This is a genomic window from Natronoarchaeum sp. GCM10025321, from assembly GCF_042663585.1.
Taxonomy (GTDB): domain Archaea; phylum Halobacteriota; class Halobacteria; order Halobacteriales; family Natronoarchaeaceae; genus Natranaeroarchaeum.
In genome coordinates this window covers 1,972,372-1,989,833 of sequence record NZ_JBHTAN010000006.1, presented here as the reverse complement: position 1 = coordinate 1,989,833, position 17,462 = coordinate 1,972,372, and the positions used below count along the sequence as shown (strand labels likewise).

The following is a 17,462-nucleotide window of genomic DNA, read 5'->3' as shown; positions in this document are numbered from 1 at the left end:
GCATATCTACACTCCACACGATGGTCGTTGTGCCGTACATGTTCGGGCGATCACTCCCCGGCCGGTGTGGTGTTGGCCTCCGCCCGTTCGTCGAGGCGGATTCCGGTCTTTTTCAGGATCTGCGTCGAGAACAGGGAGTCCCAGTCCTCGTCGCTGACGTCCCAGTACTCGGCCATCCGCTCGCGTACCTGCTCGATCCGACGTTCGCTCTCGGCCTCGGTCCGACCGTGGGTCATCGCGAAGAAGTTGTACGGCCAGACGCCATCGTGACGCGGCCGACGGTAGCAGTGGGTGACAAAGGGGAGTCCGGCGATTTCGGGGCCGACCTCGTCGACCAGTTCGTCAGGGACGTCCCAGACCGTCATGCCGTTCTCGGTGTAGCCAAGCGCGTAGTGGTTCGGGATCACGCCGACGCGTCTGACTTTCCCCTCGGCATCGAACCGCTTGATCGTCTCGATGACCCAGTCGGTTTCGGCGTCGATTGCCGCGGCGACGTCCGCATAGGGCGTCGCCGAGATCGGTAGGCCGCCCTGGATCTCCAGGACGAGATCGAGTTCCTGGGGCGTGAGCGTCTCGCGACCGCTCGGCGTCACGTCTGGCCCGAGGTCGGAGCAGTCGACCGCACCGCCCTCGATCGGCCCGTCGACGTAGAACTTCGCCTCGACGCGGAACTCCTGGCGTTTGGGCAGGTTGTACGTCTCCTGGCCCGTCGCGTCCTCTATCTCCCCGAGCACCGTCTCGACCCGGTCGGGATCGGCGACGCTCACGACGAACCACATGTTCAGATACGGATGCTCGCGCTCGTAGTTGTGTGCGACCTCGGTGAAGCCGTTCACCTGCTCTGCGATCTCGTCGAACCGTTCCTCGGGGGCGTGCATGGCGACGAGCGTCGCCGCGCCGCCGATCTCCTGGGCGTTGATCAGCGCGCCAAAGCGGGTCAGCGTCCCCTCCTCGTCGAGTTCACGAACCCGGTCCAGTAGCGCCTCGGCCGATAGCTCGATCCCGTGTTCGGCAAGCGCCGCCGCGGCCGGTTCGAACGGCTCGGCGACGACGGGGAAGCCGCCCTGAAACGCGTTGACGATCGCCCGGTCCTGCTCGGTCAGGTCCGCGGCGTCAGTACTCATACCCGAACCTCGGGAACGACCGGACATAAGCCCCTCGGGACGACTATCGGCTGGCGGTCACGGCTGTCGAGGACTCCCGGCCGAGGAATTAACGGGGTTCCGTCCCAGTGGCCGCATATGAGCGGTCGCTATCGGTTGACGAGCGTCGAAACGGTGCGAGAGGAGGGATCGTGGCTGTTCACGGTACGTGACCAGCACGGTTCACAGGAGGAGGTGGTTCTCGTCCCCTGTGAGGGCACCGGCGTCGAGGCGTGGATAAACCGCTGTACCCACGAGAACCAGCGGCTCTACCGGGAGGAAATCGGTGCAATCGTTCGCGACGACGGCATCGTCTGCCCGAAACACGGCTCGATCTTCGACACGTGCTCGGGCGAGTGCGACAACGGCGAAGCGGCGGGCACGACGCTCCCGTCGGTCGATATCACCGTCGATGGGGGACAGGTGTACCTGACTGACGATTACGTCGATTATCTCGGGACCGGTACGAGCGACGACGACGGCGACGACGGTCCCGACTCGACCTCACATCTCCAGTTCTGAGTCGGCGAGAGCGCTATTCGCCCTCGACGCCGGAGACGGCGAACCCGGCCGCCTCGATGTCCGCCAGAATCGCGTCCTGGTCGGCGCTGGCCTCGTAGTAAAAGACGATGTCGAACGTCCCCTCGCGCAGTAGTTGTTGGCACTCCCAGACGAACTCCTCGTCGTCGAGGGTCAGCCCCTGATGCTGATTCGAGGAGAAGTCGGGGTCGTCGTTGCCGGAGTAGACGAAGGTGTCTTTCGGATCGTAGCCCGCGTGCTCGGCGATAATCTCGCCGACGTCGAGGGTCGCTTGCATCATGTCGATTTCGTCCTCGGAGCCGAGTTCGGTGTGGACCACGGCACCGTTGAGCTGGATCTCTCCCGGTTCGAGTAGCCGCTTCGTGCGCTGGTAGAGTTCCTCGTCGAGTACCTCGGGCATACCCGTTACTTTCGGAACTGAACGTATATCGCTCACGGTCTCGCGCTCCACGATTTCGGAACGCGGTGAGCGAACGAGATAGCCTCGGCTGGGAAGTGTAGAAAATACGGGAAGACGTACTGCACGGGCGGACCGCCTGAGTGTGACCCCAACGCGACGCCCGGAACCGCACCGTTCGGGTCGTGTTACAGGCGGACGAGGTTCTTCGCTCGTGGGCCCTTCTCGGCCTCTTCGATCTCGAATTCGACTTCCTGACCTTCCTCCAGGTCAGGCCCGCCGACGTCTTCCATGTGGAAGAATACGTCTTCGTCAGCGTCGTCACTTTCGATGAATCCGTAACCGCCCGTGTCGTTGAAGAAGTCAACCGTACCTTTCGCCATTGCACCTAGTAGTCGTTTGTTCTGGTATAAAAACGGTTGGGTTTCGTACGCTCGATGACACGAAACCACGGAGGACCCACTGCAAACGAAGTGGGTATGGGAACACGAGAGAGTTCGTCTCCCGGCGTTCTCCTACCGGCCGAACCGCCGGGAGCGTTGTTTGTACTCCCGTAGGGCACGGAGATAATCGCGACGCCGGAAGTCCCGCCAGTTGACGTCAGTGAAGTATAGCTCCGAGTAGACTGACTGCCAGATCATGAAATCCGACAGGCGTTCGGCACCGGTCTTGACCACGAGATCCGGCGCGTCCGGAAAGACGAGTCGTTCCTCGACGTCGTGCTCGGTGACGGCGTCGGGCGAAAGCTCCCCCCCTTCGACCTCCGTCGCGAGCGCCTGGACAGCCGTCGTGAACTCGTGTTTCCCCCCGAGGCCGATGCTTATCTGGATCGGCGCGTCGGCCCGGTCCCCGTCGGTCGGCCCCCTGATCGCCATCGGTTTCGGTGCGTCGACGTCCCGGAGCGACCGTTCGAGCGTCGGTGCGACGGCTTCGTCCAGCACGCTGACGTAGACCGTTACGCGGTCGGTGCCGTACTCGAAAGCCAACTCGAAGAAGGATTCGAGCGTGTCGTAGGCACCCCGCTCTAGCAGGTCACGCTCCGCGAGCACGAGGGCGACGTGTGCCGGCGGCGGTGCGTCGTGACGGCGGACACGCAGGGCGAGATACCGATCGTACAGTCCCACGTTCGTGTTCAGATCCCGCGCTGTGGTAAACACACCGGCTTGGAACGCCGTGGCTTCGGGACTCTTATGTAACCATCAGGTAAAGGAAGGGAATAGTGTGACCTCATCCGAACGACGAGCGGGGGCGTTTGCCGCGGTCGGAACACTTGCGCTCGTCGCAGCAGTCGACGCACGCGTCGCGACCGGCCTCTTCGCGCTGGTCGCGGTGGGCGCGGTCCTCGTCACCGACGGGGTTGCCTTCGAGTTGTTCGCTCGCCCCGGTGATCGCCGGGACGAGCGGCTGAAAGGCCTCGTCGGCTTCTCCGTCGCAGCCGTAGTGCTCGGATTTCTCACTGTTTTCACCGCTCTTCCCGTAGCGGTGTTTGCTGGCTCTATCGTGCTGTACGCCTACGGGAACCTCGCCGCGGAACTCGGTCGGGGCTACGGCGACGGCCCCTTCGCCGACGCCGCAGGTTTTGTCGCCGGCGGACTGCTCGCGGGCGTTGCCGCCCAGTATCTCGCCGTACTGATCGCGGCCGAGCCGATACCACACGCCTCACAACTCGTCGTGATGGCGACCTGTGGCGCGCTTGTCGGCGCGTTGATCCGGACGGTCCTGCTGGGCCGTGACGACCCGCCGGTGATCCTCTCGATCGGCCTGTTGCTGTGGCTGCTCTCGGAGGTGACGCTCACGACGAGCACCCTCGACGTGGCAGTCGCTCTCGGCGTCACCGTCGCCGTCGGCTACCTCTCGTACGCGCTGGAAACTGCCTCGGTCGAGGGGATGCTCACCGGCGTCTTCCTCGCCTTCGTCGCCATCGTCCTCGGCGGCTACTCCTGGTTCGCCGTCATGATCGCCTTCTTCGGTATCGGCGGGCTATCGACCAAGTTCCGCTACGAGGACAAGCGTGATCGGGGCGTCGCGGAGGGCAACGACGGCGCGCGTGGGAGCGCGAACGTACTCGGTAACGCGACGGTCGCGCTCGCCGCCGTCTTCGGCTACGCCGCCGCGGACGCGGGGCTGATCGCGGTCGATCCGTACCTCTTCCTGTTTGCCTTCGCTGGCTCGCTCTCGACAGCGCTGGCCGACACCCTCTCCAGCGAGATCGGGAGCGTCTTCGATGCGCCGCGACTGATCACGACGCTCGAACCCGTCGCCCCCGGTACCGACGGCGCGATCACCTGGCAGGGCGAACTCGCGGGAACAGTCGGTGCGACGATCATCGGGCTCTTTTCCGGACTGCTGTTCGCGACCATCGGAACGACCGGAACGCTCGTCGTCGTCGCCGCAGGCATCGCCGGGATGACAGTCGACAGCCTCGTCGGTGCGACCCTCGAAGGCGAGTACTTCGGCAACCAGAGCGTCAACTTCTTCGCGACGCTTTCGGGTGGGATTACCGGTGTCGTACTGGCTGTCGCCTTCGGCCTCACTGGACTCTCGTGATCCGAACTGCAACCGGGGCCGACGCCCCCGTTTTGCGCGCGCTCCAGTCGCTTCTACCGGAACCTGCGCCCGAGACGTTAGAGCGCGCGCTGGAGGACTATGGCCTGTTGCTCGTCTCGACCGACGATACCGACACGCCGGTCGGCTACGCGATGACGCTCCCCGGGGGAGAGAGCGCCTACCTGGCCGAACTCGTCGTCGCGCCGGACGCCCGACGGGAGGGCCGCGCATCGGCGCTGCTCGCGGCGACGATGGCGCGGCTTCCCGACCGCGTTACGACGCTGTCGCTTGCGGTGTCTCCCGACAACGACGCGGCGCGGTCGCTCTACGAGGACGCCGGGTTTCACGTCGTCGACGTCGATCCCGAGTACTACGACGGCGACCCGGCGCTGTTGCTCGCGCGGACCCTCTAGGCCGACTCGTCGACGAGTTCGTCGGCCGTCCGAATACGGACGCTCGTCGGTCGCTTCGTGAACTCGCCCAGCGACGTCGAGACGACCTGTCTGACCCCGCGCTGGGCCGCCAGATCCAGCAATCGCTGTTCGAGCGGCGCGTCGAGGACGAGCGCGTTCGCCGTGGCGTCGCTCCGGTCCAGCAACTCGAACGCCTCCGAGACGGCCCCCTCCTCGACGACGCCGAAATCGTCGTCGAGCAGTCGGACCAGACCGTTCCCCACGACCTCGTGTACGTGACCGTGGATGGTCTGTGGCTCGCTCTCGTCGGCGTCGTCGCGGTCCTCTGTCTGCTTGCCGGCGTCAGCCGCCTCCGTCGTGGCGGCCTCCTCCTGGGGAGTGCACTCCGCCCCGTCGGCGCCTTCCCGAGTTAGTTCCGGATCGATCGTCGTGGGCGGACCCTCCCCGACCGGTTCTTGCGCCGAGGAACTGCCACTGGGTGGGGCTGGACTGGCGCTTCCGTCCGTCGCGGCGACGGCCGAGCGCGGTGCCGACGCGCCTTCGACGACGTTGTACGGCACTTTCTCGCGGAGCGCCTCGAACACTTCCTCTCTGGAGAGGTCTTCGACCGACTGACCGTTCGGCGCGAAGGTGACGTAATCGACGTCGCCCAGTTGGCTGAACTCCTTGAGGATCAGGTCGCCGCCGCGGTCGCCGTCGAGAAAGACCGTGGTCGTCCGCTCGGCCGACAGGTCCGCGACCTCCTGGGGAACGTCGGTCCCCTCGACCGCGATGGCGTTTTTGACGCCGTACTCTAGCAGCGTCAGGACGTCAGCACGCCCCTCGACGACGATGACAGCGTCGCTCTCCTCGACGCGTGGGCCGGCAGGGAGCCCCTCGTACTCGGTGATGTCGGCGACCCGGACCTGCTGGCGCACCTCTTCGAGGATCTGTTGGCTGCTGCTGGTCGTCTCGTCGAACGCCTCGACGAACAGTTCCTGTGCTCGCTCGATGACTTCCCGGCGTTTCGCCGCGCGAACGTCCTCGATGTTCGTTACTTCCAGGTCGGCCCGACACGGGCCGATTCTGGTGAGTGTTTCGAGGGCCGCGGCGAGCGTTGCCGTCTCTACCTTGTCGAGACTCGTCGCTATCGTTACGGTACCGTGCGTCTCCCCGCCCGCGGAGTCGATTTCGACGTCGATGCGACCGACTTTCGAGGACTGCTGTAAGCTTCGCAGATCAAGTTCGTCGCCGAGGAGTCCCTCGGTCTGACCGAAGATCGCACCGACAACGTCACTCCGCTCGACCACCCCGCTGGCGATGACGTCGGCGTGAATGAGATATTTTGTGGTGTCGTCCATTGATGATCTGCCCCGGTGAGAGGCGTGATTGTGATGTGCCCATGATGAAGGCCATGGAACAGTTTATATAGGAGTCGGCCGGCCCAAATAGCTGTCGTCACTGGGCGAGGACACCTGCGAGCGCCTCAGTCGCCATCTATCGTGATAACTACGGATACTGAAGTTGTTTACTACAGTTATAAAAGTAATACGCTACAGTCTTTGCACTAAAACACTACAGTTCTCGAAGTCAGCACTCACCGGGCGCGGTGGGGTTCCTGCAATACGGCGTCGGCATTCGCCAGCGATGCCAGCGGATCCTCTGGCTGGTCGTGCTCGAAAAGTATCCACTCGACGCCGGCGTCCCGGGCGGCCTCGATACAGGACGGGATATCGAGAACGCCGTTGCCGAGGTCGATCGGTTCGCCGTCGGCGGTGACATCCTTGAGGTGGACGAGCGGGATCCGGTCGCCGTATCGGTAGAGCAAGTCGATCGGGTCCTGGCCGGCCGCTTTCGCCCAGCCCAGATCGAGTTCGACCCCGACCGAGTCGTCCGCTGTCTCGACGAGCAGGTCGAACGCGGTCTGTGCGTCGGTATCGGTCGGCGTGACGAACTCGTGATCGTGGTTGTGATAGAGGAGCCGACAGCCGTGTTCGTCGAGCGCGTCGGCGAGCAGGCCCAGACGCGTCGCTGTCTCCGTCACTGCCGCCCGGTCGACGAAGCGGGACTCGTCGAGATACGGGACGACGACCGTGGCACAATCGAGGGCGTGACAGGCGTCGGCGACCCGCTCCGGTTCGCGTTCGATCAACTCAGCCTGTAAGTGGGCCCCAGCGACCGTCAGCCCCGCCGCCGATACTGCCGTCGACAGGCCGTCTTCGCTCGGGAGGCCGGCGAACTCGACGCCGTCGAGGGAAGTTTCGCCGACCATCGTCAGCTGGTCGACGACCGAACGGTTCAGGTCGCGAAGTGTATATAACTGGATACCTGTCTGCATGTCAAATTATCACACGCGAGTTGTCAAAAAGTTCCGCACTGAATCGGCTGTACTGTCCATCTCTCTCTCTGCCGTCTGTACTCTCGTTCGTCCGTCATGATACGACAGCACTTAACATCCGCAGGCCCGACGTGGTGGCAATGGCGACACGTCTACGACGGATCGGTTGGGCGCTGGCGTTTCTCTCGCTGGCAGTCCTCGGAATCCCGTGGTTCCTCTGGGGTGTCGATACGGTGATCTTCGGACTTCCGGTCTGGATCTGGTGGCACGCCGGTGTGATGATCACGGCGACGCTTACGTTCTGGCTGTTCGCTCGCGAGGACTGGGGACTCTGGATCGAACCGGGCGACGAACCGCGCCTCGGACCGGAGGGCGATAGCTCCGGCGACGACCGCGGTGGTGATGGCCTGTGACCGCTATCGGTATTCAACTCGGAATCATCGTCGGCTATCTGTTCCTGGCGCTTGCGATCGGTCTGGTGGCCTACCGAGTCACCGAGCGGACTGCCGAGGACTTCTATCTCGCAAGCCGGTCGTTCGGGACGATCGTTCTCCTCTTTACGACCTTTGCCACTCTCCTGTCGGCGTTTACGTTCTTCGGCGGGCCGAACCTCGCCTACGCGCAGGGGCCCGAGTGGATCCTCGTCATGGGATTGATGGACGGGATCATCTTTGCCATTCTCTGGTACGTCGTCGGCTACAAGCAGTGGCTGATCGGCAACCGTCACGGCTACGTCACGCTTGGAGAGATGCTCGGCGACCGGTTCGGATCCGTCGGCCTTCGGGGGCTTGTTGCCGGTATCAGCCTGTTCTGGCTGTTCCCGTACGTGATGCTCCAACAGATGGGCGCGGGGGCCGCGCTGAGCGGACTGACCGCCGGCGCTCTGCCGTTCTGGGCCGGTGCGGCGCTCGTGACCGTCTTCATGATCATCTACGTCGTGCTCGCGGGGATGCGCGGCATCGCGTGGACCGACACGGTACAGGGCGCGTTCATGCTCGTCATCACCTGGGTCGCCGCGCTATGGGTGTTAGACGCCGTCGGCGGTGCGGGTGCGGCGACCGCCGCAGTCGCCGAATCGAACCCCGAGTTCCTCGCGCTGGGAAGCGCCTTCTACACGCCGCAGTACATGCTCTCGACGGCCATCTCGATCGGTTTCGGCGTCGCGATGTTCCCGCAGGTGAACCAGCGCTTTTTCACTGCTAACTCGGAGACGGTGTTCAAACGCACCTTCATCCTCTGGCCGGTGCTGGTCGTCCTGCTGTTCATCCCGGCCTTCCTGCTCGGGACGTGGGCCGCAGGGCTCGGTATCGACGTTCCGGCGGGCGAAAACGTCGTCCCGATCCTGCTCAACGAGTACACACCCGTCTGGTTTGCCGCGCTGGTCATCGCCGGCGCGATGGCCGCGATGATGTCCTCCAGCGACTCGATGTTGCTGTCGGGGTCGTCTTACTTCACTCGGGACGTCTACCGCCCCTTCATCGATGCCGACATCTCCGACCGGCGCGAGGACCTGCTCGGCCGGGTCGGCGTCGTCGTCTTCGCCACCGCGACCTTCTTCGCGAGTCTGAGCCAACCCGGCACACTGATCGAAATCGGCAACCTCGCGTTCTCGGGCTTCGCGCAACTCGCGTTCCCGGTCCTCGTCGCGCTCTACTGGCGACGGACTACGCTTTCGGGGATGTACGCGGGGATCGGCGGTAGCCAGCTGTTCTACCTGTTCTCCGTGTTCACGTCGTTCGTCCCGGCGACCTACCTCGGCTGGAACGCCTCTATCGTCGGCATGCTGCTGGGACTCGTCCTGACGGTCGCCGTCTCGGCGGCGACGACGGCGGCCGCCGACGAGCGCCGGTCGCGGTTCTTCTCCGGCGTCGACCGGTAGGTCGGCGGCGTGCTCCTCCGGGGACCCACTCCCGATGTAGCTCGTCTCGACGACGACGAAACACAATCTTCAGGCACTAACAGCTGTGATATCGATTGTTGTGTGTATAAATCCCAATACCAAACAATTATCTTTCCCAGGCGGATACAGTCGTGTATGACGACCCACGTTGCAGTTGTCGGTGCCCACGGAAGTGCCGCCGGACCGGTGGTCGAACGGCTTGCCGCGGAACCCGATCTCGAACTGACGCTGATCGACGACGGCGAACCGGGGGGCGGGCTCTGCGTGCTCGCCGGCTGTATGCCGTCCAAGGAACTGCTGTCGGCGGCCGAGCGGCGGTTCGCCGCCCGCACTGACGACCGGATCGGGGCGGACGTCCCCGACCTCGACCTCGAACAGGTCGTCGCGCGGAAAGACGAGAGCGTCTCGATGTACACCGGGAAACGCCAGTCGAAAATGAACTCCATTATCGAGCGCGACGACGTCACCCTCCGTCAGGAGGAGGCGACGTTCCTCGACGACCGCCGGCTTGCAGTCGGCGACGACGTTATCGAGCCGGAGTACGTGGTCGTCGCGACAGGGTCGACGCTTTCCGTCCCGCCGATCCCCGGCATCGAAGAAGTCCCCTTCCAGAGTAGCGCGGACGTCTTCGACACGACCGAGTTCCCCGAGTCCGGGCTAGTCATCGGGCTTGGCGCTATCGGGCTGGAACTGGTACCGTATCTCTCCGAGGCGGCCGGAATGGATATCACGGCGGTCGAACAGCTCCCGGCCGTGCTCCCCGACGCCGATCCGGCGTTCGGAACCGAACTCGTCGATCACTACGAGGACGCCTTCGGCATCGACGTCAGACTCGGCACGCGGACCGAACGGCTCGAACGGACAGATGACGGCGGGGTCCGCGCCGTGGTGAACGACGGCGAGACCGAGAGCACTGTCGAGGCCGACCAGTTGTTCATGTTCACCGGGCGCAAGCCCGCACTGGATCGGCTTGGACTCGACGCGACGGCGCTGACTCCCGAACCTGGCTGGGTTGAGGACACGATGCAGGCCCGCGACCACGAGCGCATGTTCGTCATCGGCGATGCCAACGGGAGCGAACCCATCCTGCATGTCGCCAAGGAGGAGGGCGAAGTCGCCGCCGAGAACATCCTCAGACATCGCGCAGCCGAAGAACTGGAGTCCTACGAGAACGTCACTCATCAGGTCGTCTTCTCCGGTCTCGCCGACCTGCCGTACGCACGCGTCGGTCACACGGCTGACTCCGCGGAAGCGGCCGGCATCGACTACGTCACCGCGACGCAGTCGGTCGACTCGCTCGGCGTCTTCCGGAGTCGGAACTACTCCGAGGGACTCGCCAGCATCGTCGTCGGGGGCGACGGGACGGTGCTCGGCTATCAGGGGCTCCACCCCGACGCGGACGTGATGGCCAAGACGATGCAGTTGGCCGTCGAGATGGGCCTAGACGTCCACGAGATTCCGGACCGCGCCTACCACCCCACGACGCCGGAGATACTCGACGGCCTGTTCAGCGACGCTGCTGCACAACTGTAGTAGAGTACCCGACCGCGTCCTGCCGTCAGTCCCGGACGGCCACGCCCCCTACCACGACCCTAGTCCTCGGCCTCCTCCTGTTTGACGTAGACGTTCCCGTCGAACTCGATGGCGTCGCCGCGGTCCTCCGGTTCGGAGTCGGTCTGGAGTGTCGTCGGGACGTAGCCGCGTCCGGCCGCGCCGCCCATGATCCACTCGCGGATCGATAGCTGTCGTTCGACGCCGTCCCGCCGGGCCTCTTCGACGCGCCGTTCGGTCGTCTGGAAGTAGTTGACGACGGTGACCAGTACGACGCCGCCGATGGTGTTACCGAGCAACACCGGCAGGATGAACCCTGTCAGTCCGGACAGGAGCACCGGTTCGCCGAGGAAGACCAGATACATCAACTCCGTGAAGGAGACGACGACGTGAAACAGATCGGCGTAGGGGATCATCAGAAACGCCATGTAGATGAGGAAAAAGCGCGTGATGGTGTCGCGGACGGCGTAGTCGAGCCAGACGACACCGGCGACGATCAGCCCCGCGAAGCCGCCCTTGAAGAACAGATCCCAGAAGGGGGTGTCGATCCCCTTCATCGCGAGGTCCGTCGCCGCGAGGGCCGCCGGATCGCCGAACACGCCCGTCTGTGCGAGGATCAGCGCGCCCATCGTCCCGCCGGCGAAGTTCCCGACGATCACGACGCCCCAGATACGGAGGAGAGCGGGGAGGCTCGCGAGGCGTTCGAGAAAGAGCGCGACCGGAGGGAGCGTGTTCTCGGTGTATAGCTGGTAGCCGCCGAGAATGATGTAGACGAAACCGATCGGGTAGAGGATCCCGCTCAGGACGGGATGGCTCCCTGTCGATGCAGTCATAGAGGCGTAGACGAGAAACGTGAGCGTGATGGCGAAGCCGCCGGCCAGACTGCTGAAGAACAGTTCACGCAGCCCGATATCGATCTCCTCGTCGGCGGCCGCGATGATCCGCTGGAACACCTCGTCCGTCTCGAAGCGGTCGCGGACTACTTTCCCTTCCGCGGGCGCTCCGTGTTCGGATTGCTGCGCGGAGTCGTCTCTATCGGGTGTCGCCATTACGTAGATGCTCTCGCTCGCTCCACTAAACGCCGTCTATTCGTGCCAGCCTTGCAGGGGCCGGGACGACTTGCGGAGATTCTTAAGCCACGCCGCCAATGATCGGATATGCAGACACACATCGTGCCGGTCGGCTTCGATTACGACCGGCTGATCGCGCCCCTGGTCCGCGATCAGCAGGACGTCGACCGGGTGATCCTTCTCGAAGGGGCCGTCGGCAGCGAGGAGAACGTTCAGTACGCACAGCACCTTTCGGAAAAACTGGACAAGGACTTCCAGAACCTGCTCGGCGCGGAGACGGATCGGTTCGTCCTCGACGACGTCTACGACTACGACGCCGCCTTCGAGCAGGCGTTCGACCTCATCAACGACGAACTGGATCGGGGCAACGAGGTCTGGGTGAACATCAGTGCGATGCCGCGGACCATCTCGTTTGCGTTCGCCACCGCGGCCCACTCGATCATGGTCGAGCGCCAGGAGGACCGCGATAAGATCCACACCTACTACACGGCACCCGAAAAGTATCTGGAGACCGAACTCGCCAAAGAGCTACGCAAACAACGAGAGCTACTGGAGACGCTGCAGGAGGAGTCCGAGGTCCCCGGAGAGCGCCTCGACGAGCGCCTCGACAGCGCCACCGACCTGCTCTCGGAGTTCGACGAGCGCGGGACGACCATCGGTGCGAAGGAGATCGACGGCAGCCACATCGTCGAGCTACCGGTCGCCTCCTTCTCGAACGTCAAGCCGTTCGAGGAGCTAATCCTCTTCACGCTGGGCGAGCACGGCGAGTTCGAGAGCGTCTCCGAGTTGGCCGAGGCGCTGGCACGCGAACTCAACGAGGAGTACACCGATAGCTTCCGCTCGAAAGTGATCTACAACGTCGACCTGCTCGGCCCCGGCGGGAAAGGCTACATCGAACAGGAGTCACACGGCAAATCCCACCGGACCAGCCTGTCGCGCATCGGTGAACTCTGGGTCCGTGCGCACTCGAACGACAGCGAGTAGCTCCTTCCGTCCGCCCGGTCCCTTACTGGACACGTTCGGCGACGACCCGATCTAGCTGTGGCAGGACCTCCGCAACCGTGAGCGCGTAGCCGACGGCGAGCACTGCCGCAAGTCCGATGGGCGGGACCGCTTCCGACGGAACGCTCGCGGGGACGAGCGCGCCGATATCGACGCCGGGAAGCGACGGCGAGGCGATCAGGAACCAGATGCCGAGCGCGGCGACGAGCAACAGCGTCGATCCCAGCGCCGCCAGGTTCCCCGTCCGGTAGGCGTGGACGACGAGCACGAGACCGACGGCATCGGAGATGATCGGGTAGTTACTCGTCGGATCACCGACCAGCACCGCACCGACCAGCAGGATGGCGAGGATGTACGCGAGCGACAGTACAGAACGCACTATCTCCTGGTGTTCGTCGACCAACTCGCCGACTCCGGTCCAGTCCATCGAATCGGACTACGCGTCGCCACCGACAAGTGGGTTGTCGTTTCTGGCCGTCATTCCCCGGCAGTCCGTCCTGCACGCCACTCCCGGACGCGCTCGCGTAGCACGAACAGCACCGGGAGCAAGATCACACAGGCCATGAACGCGTAGACGATGCTCAGCCCGGTGACGAGGCCGAACCGCCGGAGCGGTGGGGCCAGCGCCAGCGCGAGAACGCCGAACCCGGCCGCGGTCGTCGCGGCGCTCCCCAGTAGCGCACCGCCGGTGCCGGCAATCGCCGTCGAGAGCGCCTCGTCGAGCGAGGCGCCGTTGCCCTCGACCAGTTCGTCCTGAATGCGCTCGCTCAGGTGGATGCTGTAGTCGACACCCAGTCCGATGGCGAGGCTGGTGATGACGGCCGTCTCGCTGTTGAACGGGATGCCGAGCGCGGACATCGTCCCGAGTAGCCACGCGAGCGCGATCAGGACTGGCGTGATAGTGACGATGGCGAGGTCCGGCGCGCCGTGCCGGATGAAGTACAGCAGGGAGAGAAACGCCATGATGACCACGAGCGTCACCGCGAACGCCTGCACCAGCGTCTCCAGCAGAGCGTCCTGCTGAACGGCGGTGAGTACCGGCCCGCCGGTCGCGGTGGCGGAGACGGCGTCGGTCGCCGCGATGCCGTCGGCGATCATACGGGTGTCGTCGGCGACTGACTGGGCGGACGCGTCGCCCTGCACGCCGACGAACAGGCGAGCGCTCTCGTACTCGTCGCCGCTTCGGTAGAGGACCTCTCCAGCACGCTCCGGCGCGACGTCGTAGAGCGTATCGTAGACCGCCGCGACGTCCTCGTCGGGTAGTCCATTTCCGGTCTCGTCGCGCGCGTCGATGGCGTCGGCGAGTTGGTCGTTCTCGGCGGCGACGTCGCGCAGCACGCTCGCGGGGCTGTCGACCGCGGCGTTCCCGTCCGGTCGAGCGACGACGGTACTCCCGGACTCGGGCGGCGCTGTCGCCTCGTCCATCGCCGCCAACACGTCGGGATCGGTGACCTCTCCCCTGACGAGTATCTGTGTCTCCGTCCCCGCGCCCTGCTGGCGGAAGTTGTCGCCGAGATAGGCGGCGTTTGCGCGAACGTCGTAATCTCCCGGCGAGAGCGGCCCGGGTATCGACTTGACCCAGTCAGGCGGATCCTCGGGCAGGAAATCGGCCTGGTTGAACTCGGTGTCGATACCGGTCGCGCCGTACGCCCCCGCGGAGGCAAGCAAGAGCGCGAGCACGAGCACCGCGACGGGACGGCGCTGGACGAGCGAGACGATACCGGTCAGCGTTCGGTTGATCGGTCCCGTACCCACGCCGACTGCGGCGTTGCGTCGCTCGCGGCCGAATCTGGCGAGTAACTGTTCGAGTTCCAGTTTCACCGCCGGGACGAGCGTGCCGAACACGATCAGCGTCGCGAGGATGCCGCCCGCGCTCAACAGTGCGAAGTCCTGGATCGCTGCCAGTGGGCTAACGTAGTTCGAGAGAAAGCCGATACCGGTCGAGAACGTCGCGGCCGCGAGCGCGAGGACGACGCTCGCGACGCCGAGTCGCATCGCCGCCGTCGGTTCGCGGGGGACCGTCGCGTCGGGACCGTCGTCACGCAGTCGTCCCTCTCTGGCCTCCCGATAGCGCATGACGACGTGAAGCGAGTAGTCGATGCTGAGACCGATCACCAGGAAGGGGACGGCGATCAGCAGTTGGCTGGAGGGAATCGAGAGCCAGCCCTGAATGCCCGCAAGCCACGCCATTACGACGGCGATGCCGAACACGCCGACGAGGACGTCGACGAGGTCGCGGTAGGCGACGCCGAGGACGGCGAGGACGAGTACCAGCGCGACGGGCGTGATGATGGCGAAACTGTCCCCGACCGCCCGCGTCGAGGCGTCGTCGGTGATGCCGCCGCCGAAAGCGAACGCGTCGTCGAACCGCTCGTCGACGAGGCCGTCGATAGCCAGTTGGGCGTCGCCGATTGCGTCCTCGCCGCCCTCGACCGAGTCCGCGCTGGCGTGGAAGACGAAGGTGAGGCGGGCGTCGGCGGTCGTCGTTCCTGGCTCGTAGCTCGACGGCAGGAAGGCCGTGGCGTCCGGACCGGGCGTCTCGGTCGCCGGATCGAGCACGTCGCCGAGCAGGGCGTCGACGTCCTCCTCATCGAGGGCTTCGAGGGCATGGATCTGTTCGGCAAGCGTCGGTTCTCCCTCGACGGGGGGGCCCGACTGCGCTTGCTGCTGGAAGTAGGCCGCCGTCGCGACGACGTTCTCGACGCCACCGATGGCGTTATCCTCCTGCAGTGTGGCGTCTGTCGCGTCCTCTTCACGTATCTCCTGCTGGAGATAGAGGCCGTCGAGCAGTGATTCGCGGGTGAGGACGTCACCCCCCTCGTCGCGGACGACGATCTGAGTGACTGCTCCCTCGTCTTCACCGTACGTGGCCCCGATTTCCTCCTGGGCCGCTTCTTCTGCTGACCCGGTCGCAAACTGACCGATATCACCGCCTTCGGTGTCGTCGAGGACGGGACCGGCCGCGACGAGCGCAGTAGCGGCGAGCAAGAGGAGGATGACGAGTTTGCTGTTCTCGACGAGGGTGTCCGCGTACCGGTCGATGATGCCACCGCTCATCTATCCGGGGCGGTCGGTGGCTGGAGGGCGGTCGGCTGACGGGAGGGGATCGAGTACGGCACTGTAGCCGTCTCGGCGGGGATTGGCTTCATACCCTCCCTGTGATCGCCCGGCATACTTAAATTTCTGATCCGTTTCAGTACGTCGAGAGCTACACCGGCGGCTTCGAATTGAATGTTACCCCGCGCACGGTGGCGCGGGGAATCCTGCTCTCACGAGGGCAAGCTTCCTGTTTCTACGACGTGACTTGCAGACACAGACTCAAACAGAGCCCTGTCCGTAGCGGCCACAGTCTCCACAGGCGTGTCTTCGGGCCATCCCAGCCCTAACTCAGAAAAGCCCCTCTGCAAGACGTTCATTGCCGCGTTCGCATCCCTGTCTGTCTCGAAGCCGCACGAGGGGCAGGAGTGTTCCCTGACCCAAATGGGCTTCGTTGTCTCCACGCCACACGACGCACACTCTTTGGTTGTGCCTCGGGCTTCGACTTGCACGACGTGACAGCCGTACAGCTCAGCCTTGTATTCGAGGAGCGTGATGAACTGCCGCCACGCCGCATCCTGCTTGTTGCGAGCGTTATGCGACTGCTCTAACATCTTTTTCACGTCCAAATCTTCAACGAACACGGCATCGTACTCGCGGACGAGCCATGTCGTTATCTTGTGCTGGTAGTCCAGCACCTTCCGGCGAATGTGACGCTTCACCTTCGCCAGTTCAACCCGTTGTTTCTCGTAGTTGTTTGACCCTTGTTCTTTCCACGAGAGTTTGCGTTGCTCTCTGCGGAGTCGCTCGTGTTCGGCTTCAAGATCGAGCCAATCAACGGTCTTGCCATCGCTGGTGTGGATGTAGTTCAGGATGCCAAGGTCAACGCCAACGCTATTGGTTGCGTCAAGTGATTCTTTATCCGGTTTCTCGGGCAAGTCAGCATCGTCGGTATCCAGTCCGAATGAGACGAACCACTCACCAGTCGTCTCCTTCTTGAACGTGACCTCTTTGATGGTGGCGCGGTCGGGGATTGGACGCGAGTACCGGATTTTCACCCATCCGATTTGGCTGAAGCGGACGTATGCGTACTTGTCGTGGCCCCTCTTTTCATCGAGGTCGAAACCGGACTGACTGTACGTCACACTTCGATACTCTGCGGGTGCTTGCCGCTTGAGCCGACCAACCTTGTATCCCTTTTCTTTCTTCTTGCGAAGGTTCGAGAGGTTGCGGTGGAAGCGAGCGACAGTAGCTTGTGCGGCTTTCGAGTGCAGGTCGCTGAACACTGGCCACTCGCGCTTCCACTCGGGGAGTTTATTGTTCTGGTCGTATTCGGACGGTTTGTCGTCTTCGGGACTGTTTGTATAGTCCCAGCGGACGTGGTTGTAGAGTTGGCGATGAACGTCGAGATGGTGTTTCAGTCCTTCCGCTACCTCTTGTGTCGGATAAGCGTGGTAGCGGTGACTGTAATCCATCGCTGTCTTTTGATTAGAGACGTGTTCATTTAATGGTTCGTATCACAAGTTGTCGGCTTCATCCCCGACCAC

The 17,462-nt window shown here is 64.0% G+C and carries 16 protein-coding genes and 1 pseudogene; 7 read left to right on the top strand and 10 right to left on the bottom strand.

Going from position 1 to position 17,462, the window contains the following annotated elements; translation table 11 throughout:
* Window positions 1-50 precede the first annotated feature (50 nt).
* Window positions 51-1,124: an Lrp/AsnC family transcriptional regulator gene (locus ACFQL3_RS13015; protein WP_377054963.1), complete on the bottom strand. Its 1,074-nt coding sequence runs from the start codon at window positions 1,122-1,124 to the stop codon at window positions 51-53.
* A 117-nt stretch (window positions 1,125-1,241) separates the two neighbouring features.
* On the opposite strand from ACFQL3_RS13015, the gene ACFQL3_RS13010 reads away from it, so the two are divergent.
* Window positions 1,242-1,664: a Rieske (2Fe-2S) protein gene (locus ACFQL3_RS13010; protein ID WP_377054961.1), complete on the top strand. Its 423-nt coding sequence runs from the start codon at window positions 1,242-1,244 to the stop codon at window positions 1,662-1,664.
* Window positions 1,665-1,677: 13 nt separating this feature from the next.
* On the opposite strand, the gene ACFQL3_RS13005 is transcribed toward ACFQL3_RS13010, so the two are convergent.
* From ACFQL3_RS13005 to ACFQL3_RS12995, 3 genes are all read right to left on the bottom strand, one after another.
* On the bottom strand, window positions 1,678-2,082 hold the full coding sequence (locus tag ACFQL3_RS13005; RefSeq protein ID WP_377054959.1) for a DUF5778 family protein: 405 nt from the start codon (window positions 2,080-2,082) through the stop codon (window positions 1,678-1,680).
* A 185-nt stretch (window positions 2,083-2,267) separates the two neighbouring features.
* A complete protein-coding gene (locus ACFQL3_RS13000) occupies window positions 2,268-2,462 on the bottom strand; it encodes a cold-shock protein (protein ID WP_377054957.1) in 195 nt (64 codons plus the stop codon).
* Window positions 2,463-2,594: 132 nt separating this feature from the next.
* Window positions 2,595-3,203, bottom strand: a complete 609-nt coding sequence (locus ACFQL3_RS12995) for an undecaprenyl diphosphate synthase family protein (RefSeq protein ID WP_377054955.1) — start codon at window positions 3,201-3,203, stop codon at window positions 2,595-2,597.
* 97 nt (window positions 3,204-3,300) lie between these two features.
* Here ACFQL3_RS12995 and ACFQL3_RS12990 point away from each other — a divergent pair, with 97 nt between their 5' ends.
* Window positions 3,301-4,626: a DUF92 domain-containing protein gene (locus ACFQL3_RS12990; RefSeq protein WP_377054953.1), complete on the top strand. Its 1,326-nt coding sequence runs from the start codon at window positions 3,301-3,303 to the stop codon at window positions 4,624-4,626.
* Window positions 4,623-5,039, top strand: coding sequence for a GNAT family N-acetyltransferase (locus ACFQL3_RS12985; protein ID WP_377054951.1), 417 nt, complete (start codon window positions 4,623-4,625; stop codon window positions 5,037-5,039). Before ACFQL3_RS12990 ends, ACFQL3_RS12985 begins: the two co-directional genes overlap by 4 nt.
* Here the strand turns inward: ACFQL3_RS12985 and dnaG are convergent.
* A complete protein-coding gene (dnaG, locus tag ACFQL3_RS12980) occupies window positions 5,036-6,379 on the bottom strand; it encodes a DNA primase DnaG (RefSeq protein WP_377054949.1) in 1,344 nt (447 codons plus the stop codon). The two genes, ACFQL3_RS12985 and dnaG, sit on opposite strands and share 4 nt — an antisense overlap.
* 236 nt (window positions 6,380-6,615) lie before the next feature.
* The gene (locus ACFQL3_RS12975) at window positions 6,616-7,356 is read right to left on the bottom strand and encodes a sugar phosphate isomerase/epimerase family protein (RefSeq protein WP_377054947.1); all 741 of its coding nucleotides are present in this window, start codon (window positions 7,354-7,356) and stop codon (window positions 6,616-6,618) included.
* 140 nt (window positions 7,357-7,496) lie between these two features.
* On the opposite strand from ACFQL3_RS12975, the gene ACFQL3_RS12970 reads away from it, so the two are divergent.
* The 3 genes from ACFQL3_RS12970 (at window position 7,497) to ACFQL3_RS12960 (ending at window position 10,789) form a co-directional block, all read left to right on the top strand.
* Window positions 7,497-7,769: a DUF3311 domain-containing protein gene (locus ACFQL3_RS12970; RefSeq protein WP_377054945.1), complete on the top strand. Its 273-nt coding sequence runs from the start codon at window positions 7,497-7,499 to the stop codon at window positions 7,767-7,769.
* On the top strand, window positions 7,766-9,235 hold the full coding sequence (locus ACFQL3_RS12965) for a sodium:solute symporter family protein (protein WP_377054943.1): 1,470 nt from the start codon (window positions 7,766-7,768) through the stop codon (window positions 9,233-9,235). The genes ACFQL3_RS12970 and ACFQL3_RS12965 overlap by 4 nt, the downstream gene beginning before the upstream one ends.
* 156 nt (window positions 9,236-9,391) lie before the next feature.
* Entirely contained in the window at window positions 9,392-10,789 is a 1,398-nt protein-coding gene (locus ACFQL3_RS12960) for a dihydrolipoyl dehydrogenase family protein (protein ID WP_377054941.1), read from the top strand.
* 113 nt (window positions 10,790-10,902) lie between these two features.
* Here the strand turns inward: ACFQL3_RS12960 and ACFQL3_RS12955 are convergent.
* Window positions 10,903-11,856: pseudogene (locus tag ACFQL3_RS12955) on the bottom strand (formate/nitrite transporter family protein); the annotation flags it as partial.
* A gap of 108 nt (window positions 11,857-11,964) precedes the next feature.
* Between ACFQL3_RS12955 and ACFQL3_RS12950 the strand changes: the two are divergent.
* Window positions 11,965-12,861 carry a DUF6293 family protein gene (locus tag ACFQL3_RS12950; RefSeq protein ID WP_377054939.1) on the top strand — a complete coding sequence of 299 codons (897 nt, stop codon included), beginning with the start codon at window positions 11,965-11,967 and terminating at the stop codon, window positions 12,859-12,861.
* Window positions 12,862-12,883: 22 nt separating this feature from the next.
* Here ACFQL3_RS12950 and ACFQL3_RS12945 read toward each other — a convergent pair whose 3' ends face one another.
* The 3 genes from ACFQL3_RS12945 to ACFQL3_RS12935 form a co-directional block, all read right to left on the bottom strand.
* Entirely contained in the window at window positions 12,884-13,306 is a 423-nt protein-coding gene (locus ACFQL3_RS12945; RefSeq protein ID WP_377054937.1) for a hypothetical protein, read from the bottom strand.
* 50 nt (window positions 13,307-13,356) lie between these two features.
* Complete coding sequence (locus ACFQL3_RS12940; protein ID WP_377054935.1) at window positions 13,357-15,936, bottom strand: efflux RND transporter permease subunit; 2,580 nt, start codon at window positions 15,934-15,936, stop codon at window positions 13,357-13,359.
* A gap of 212 nt (window positions 15,937-16,148) precedes the next feature.
* Window positions 16,149-17,390: an RNA-guided endonuclease InsQ/TnpB family protein gene (locus tag ACFQL3_RS12935; protein ID WP_377054933.1), complete on the bottom strand. Its 1,242-nt coding sequence runs from the start codon at window positions 17,388-17,390 to the stop codon at window positions 16,149-16,151.
* Between the last annotated feature and the right edge of the window lie 72 nt (window positions 17,391-17,462).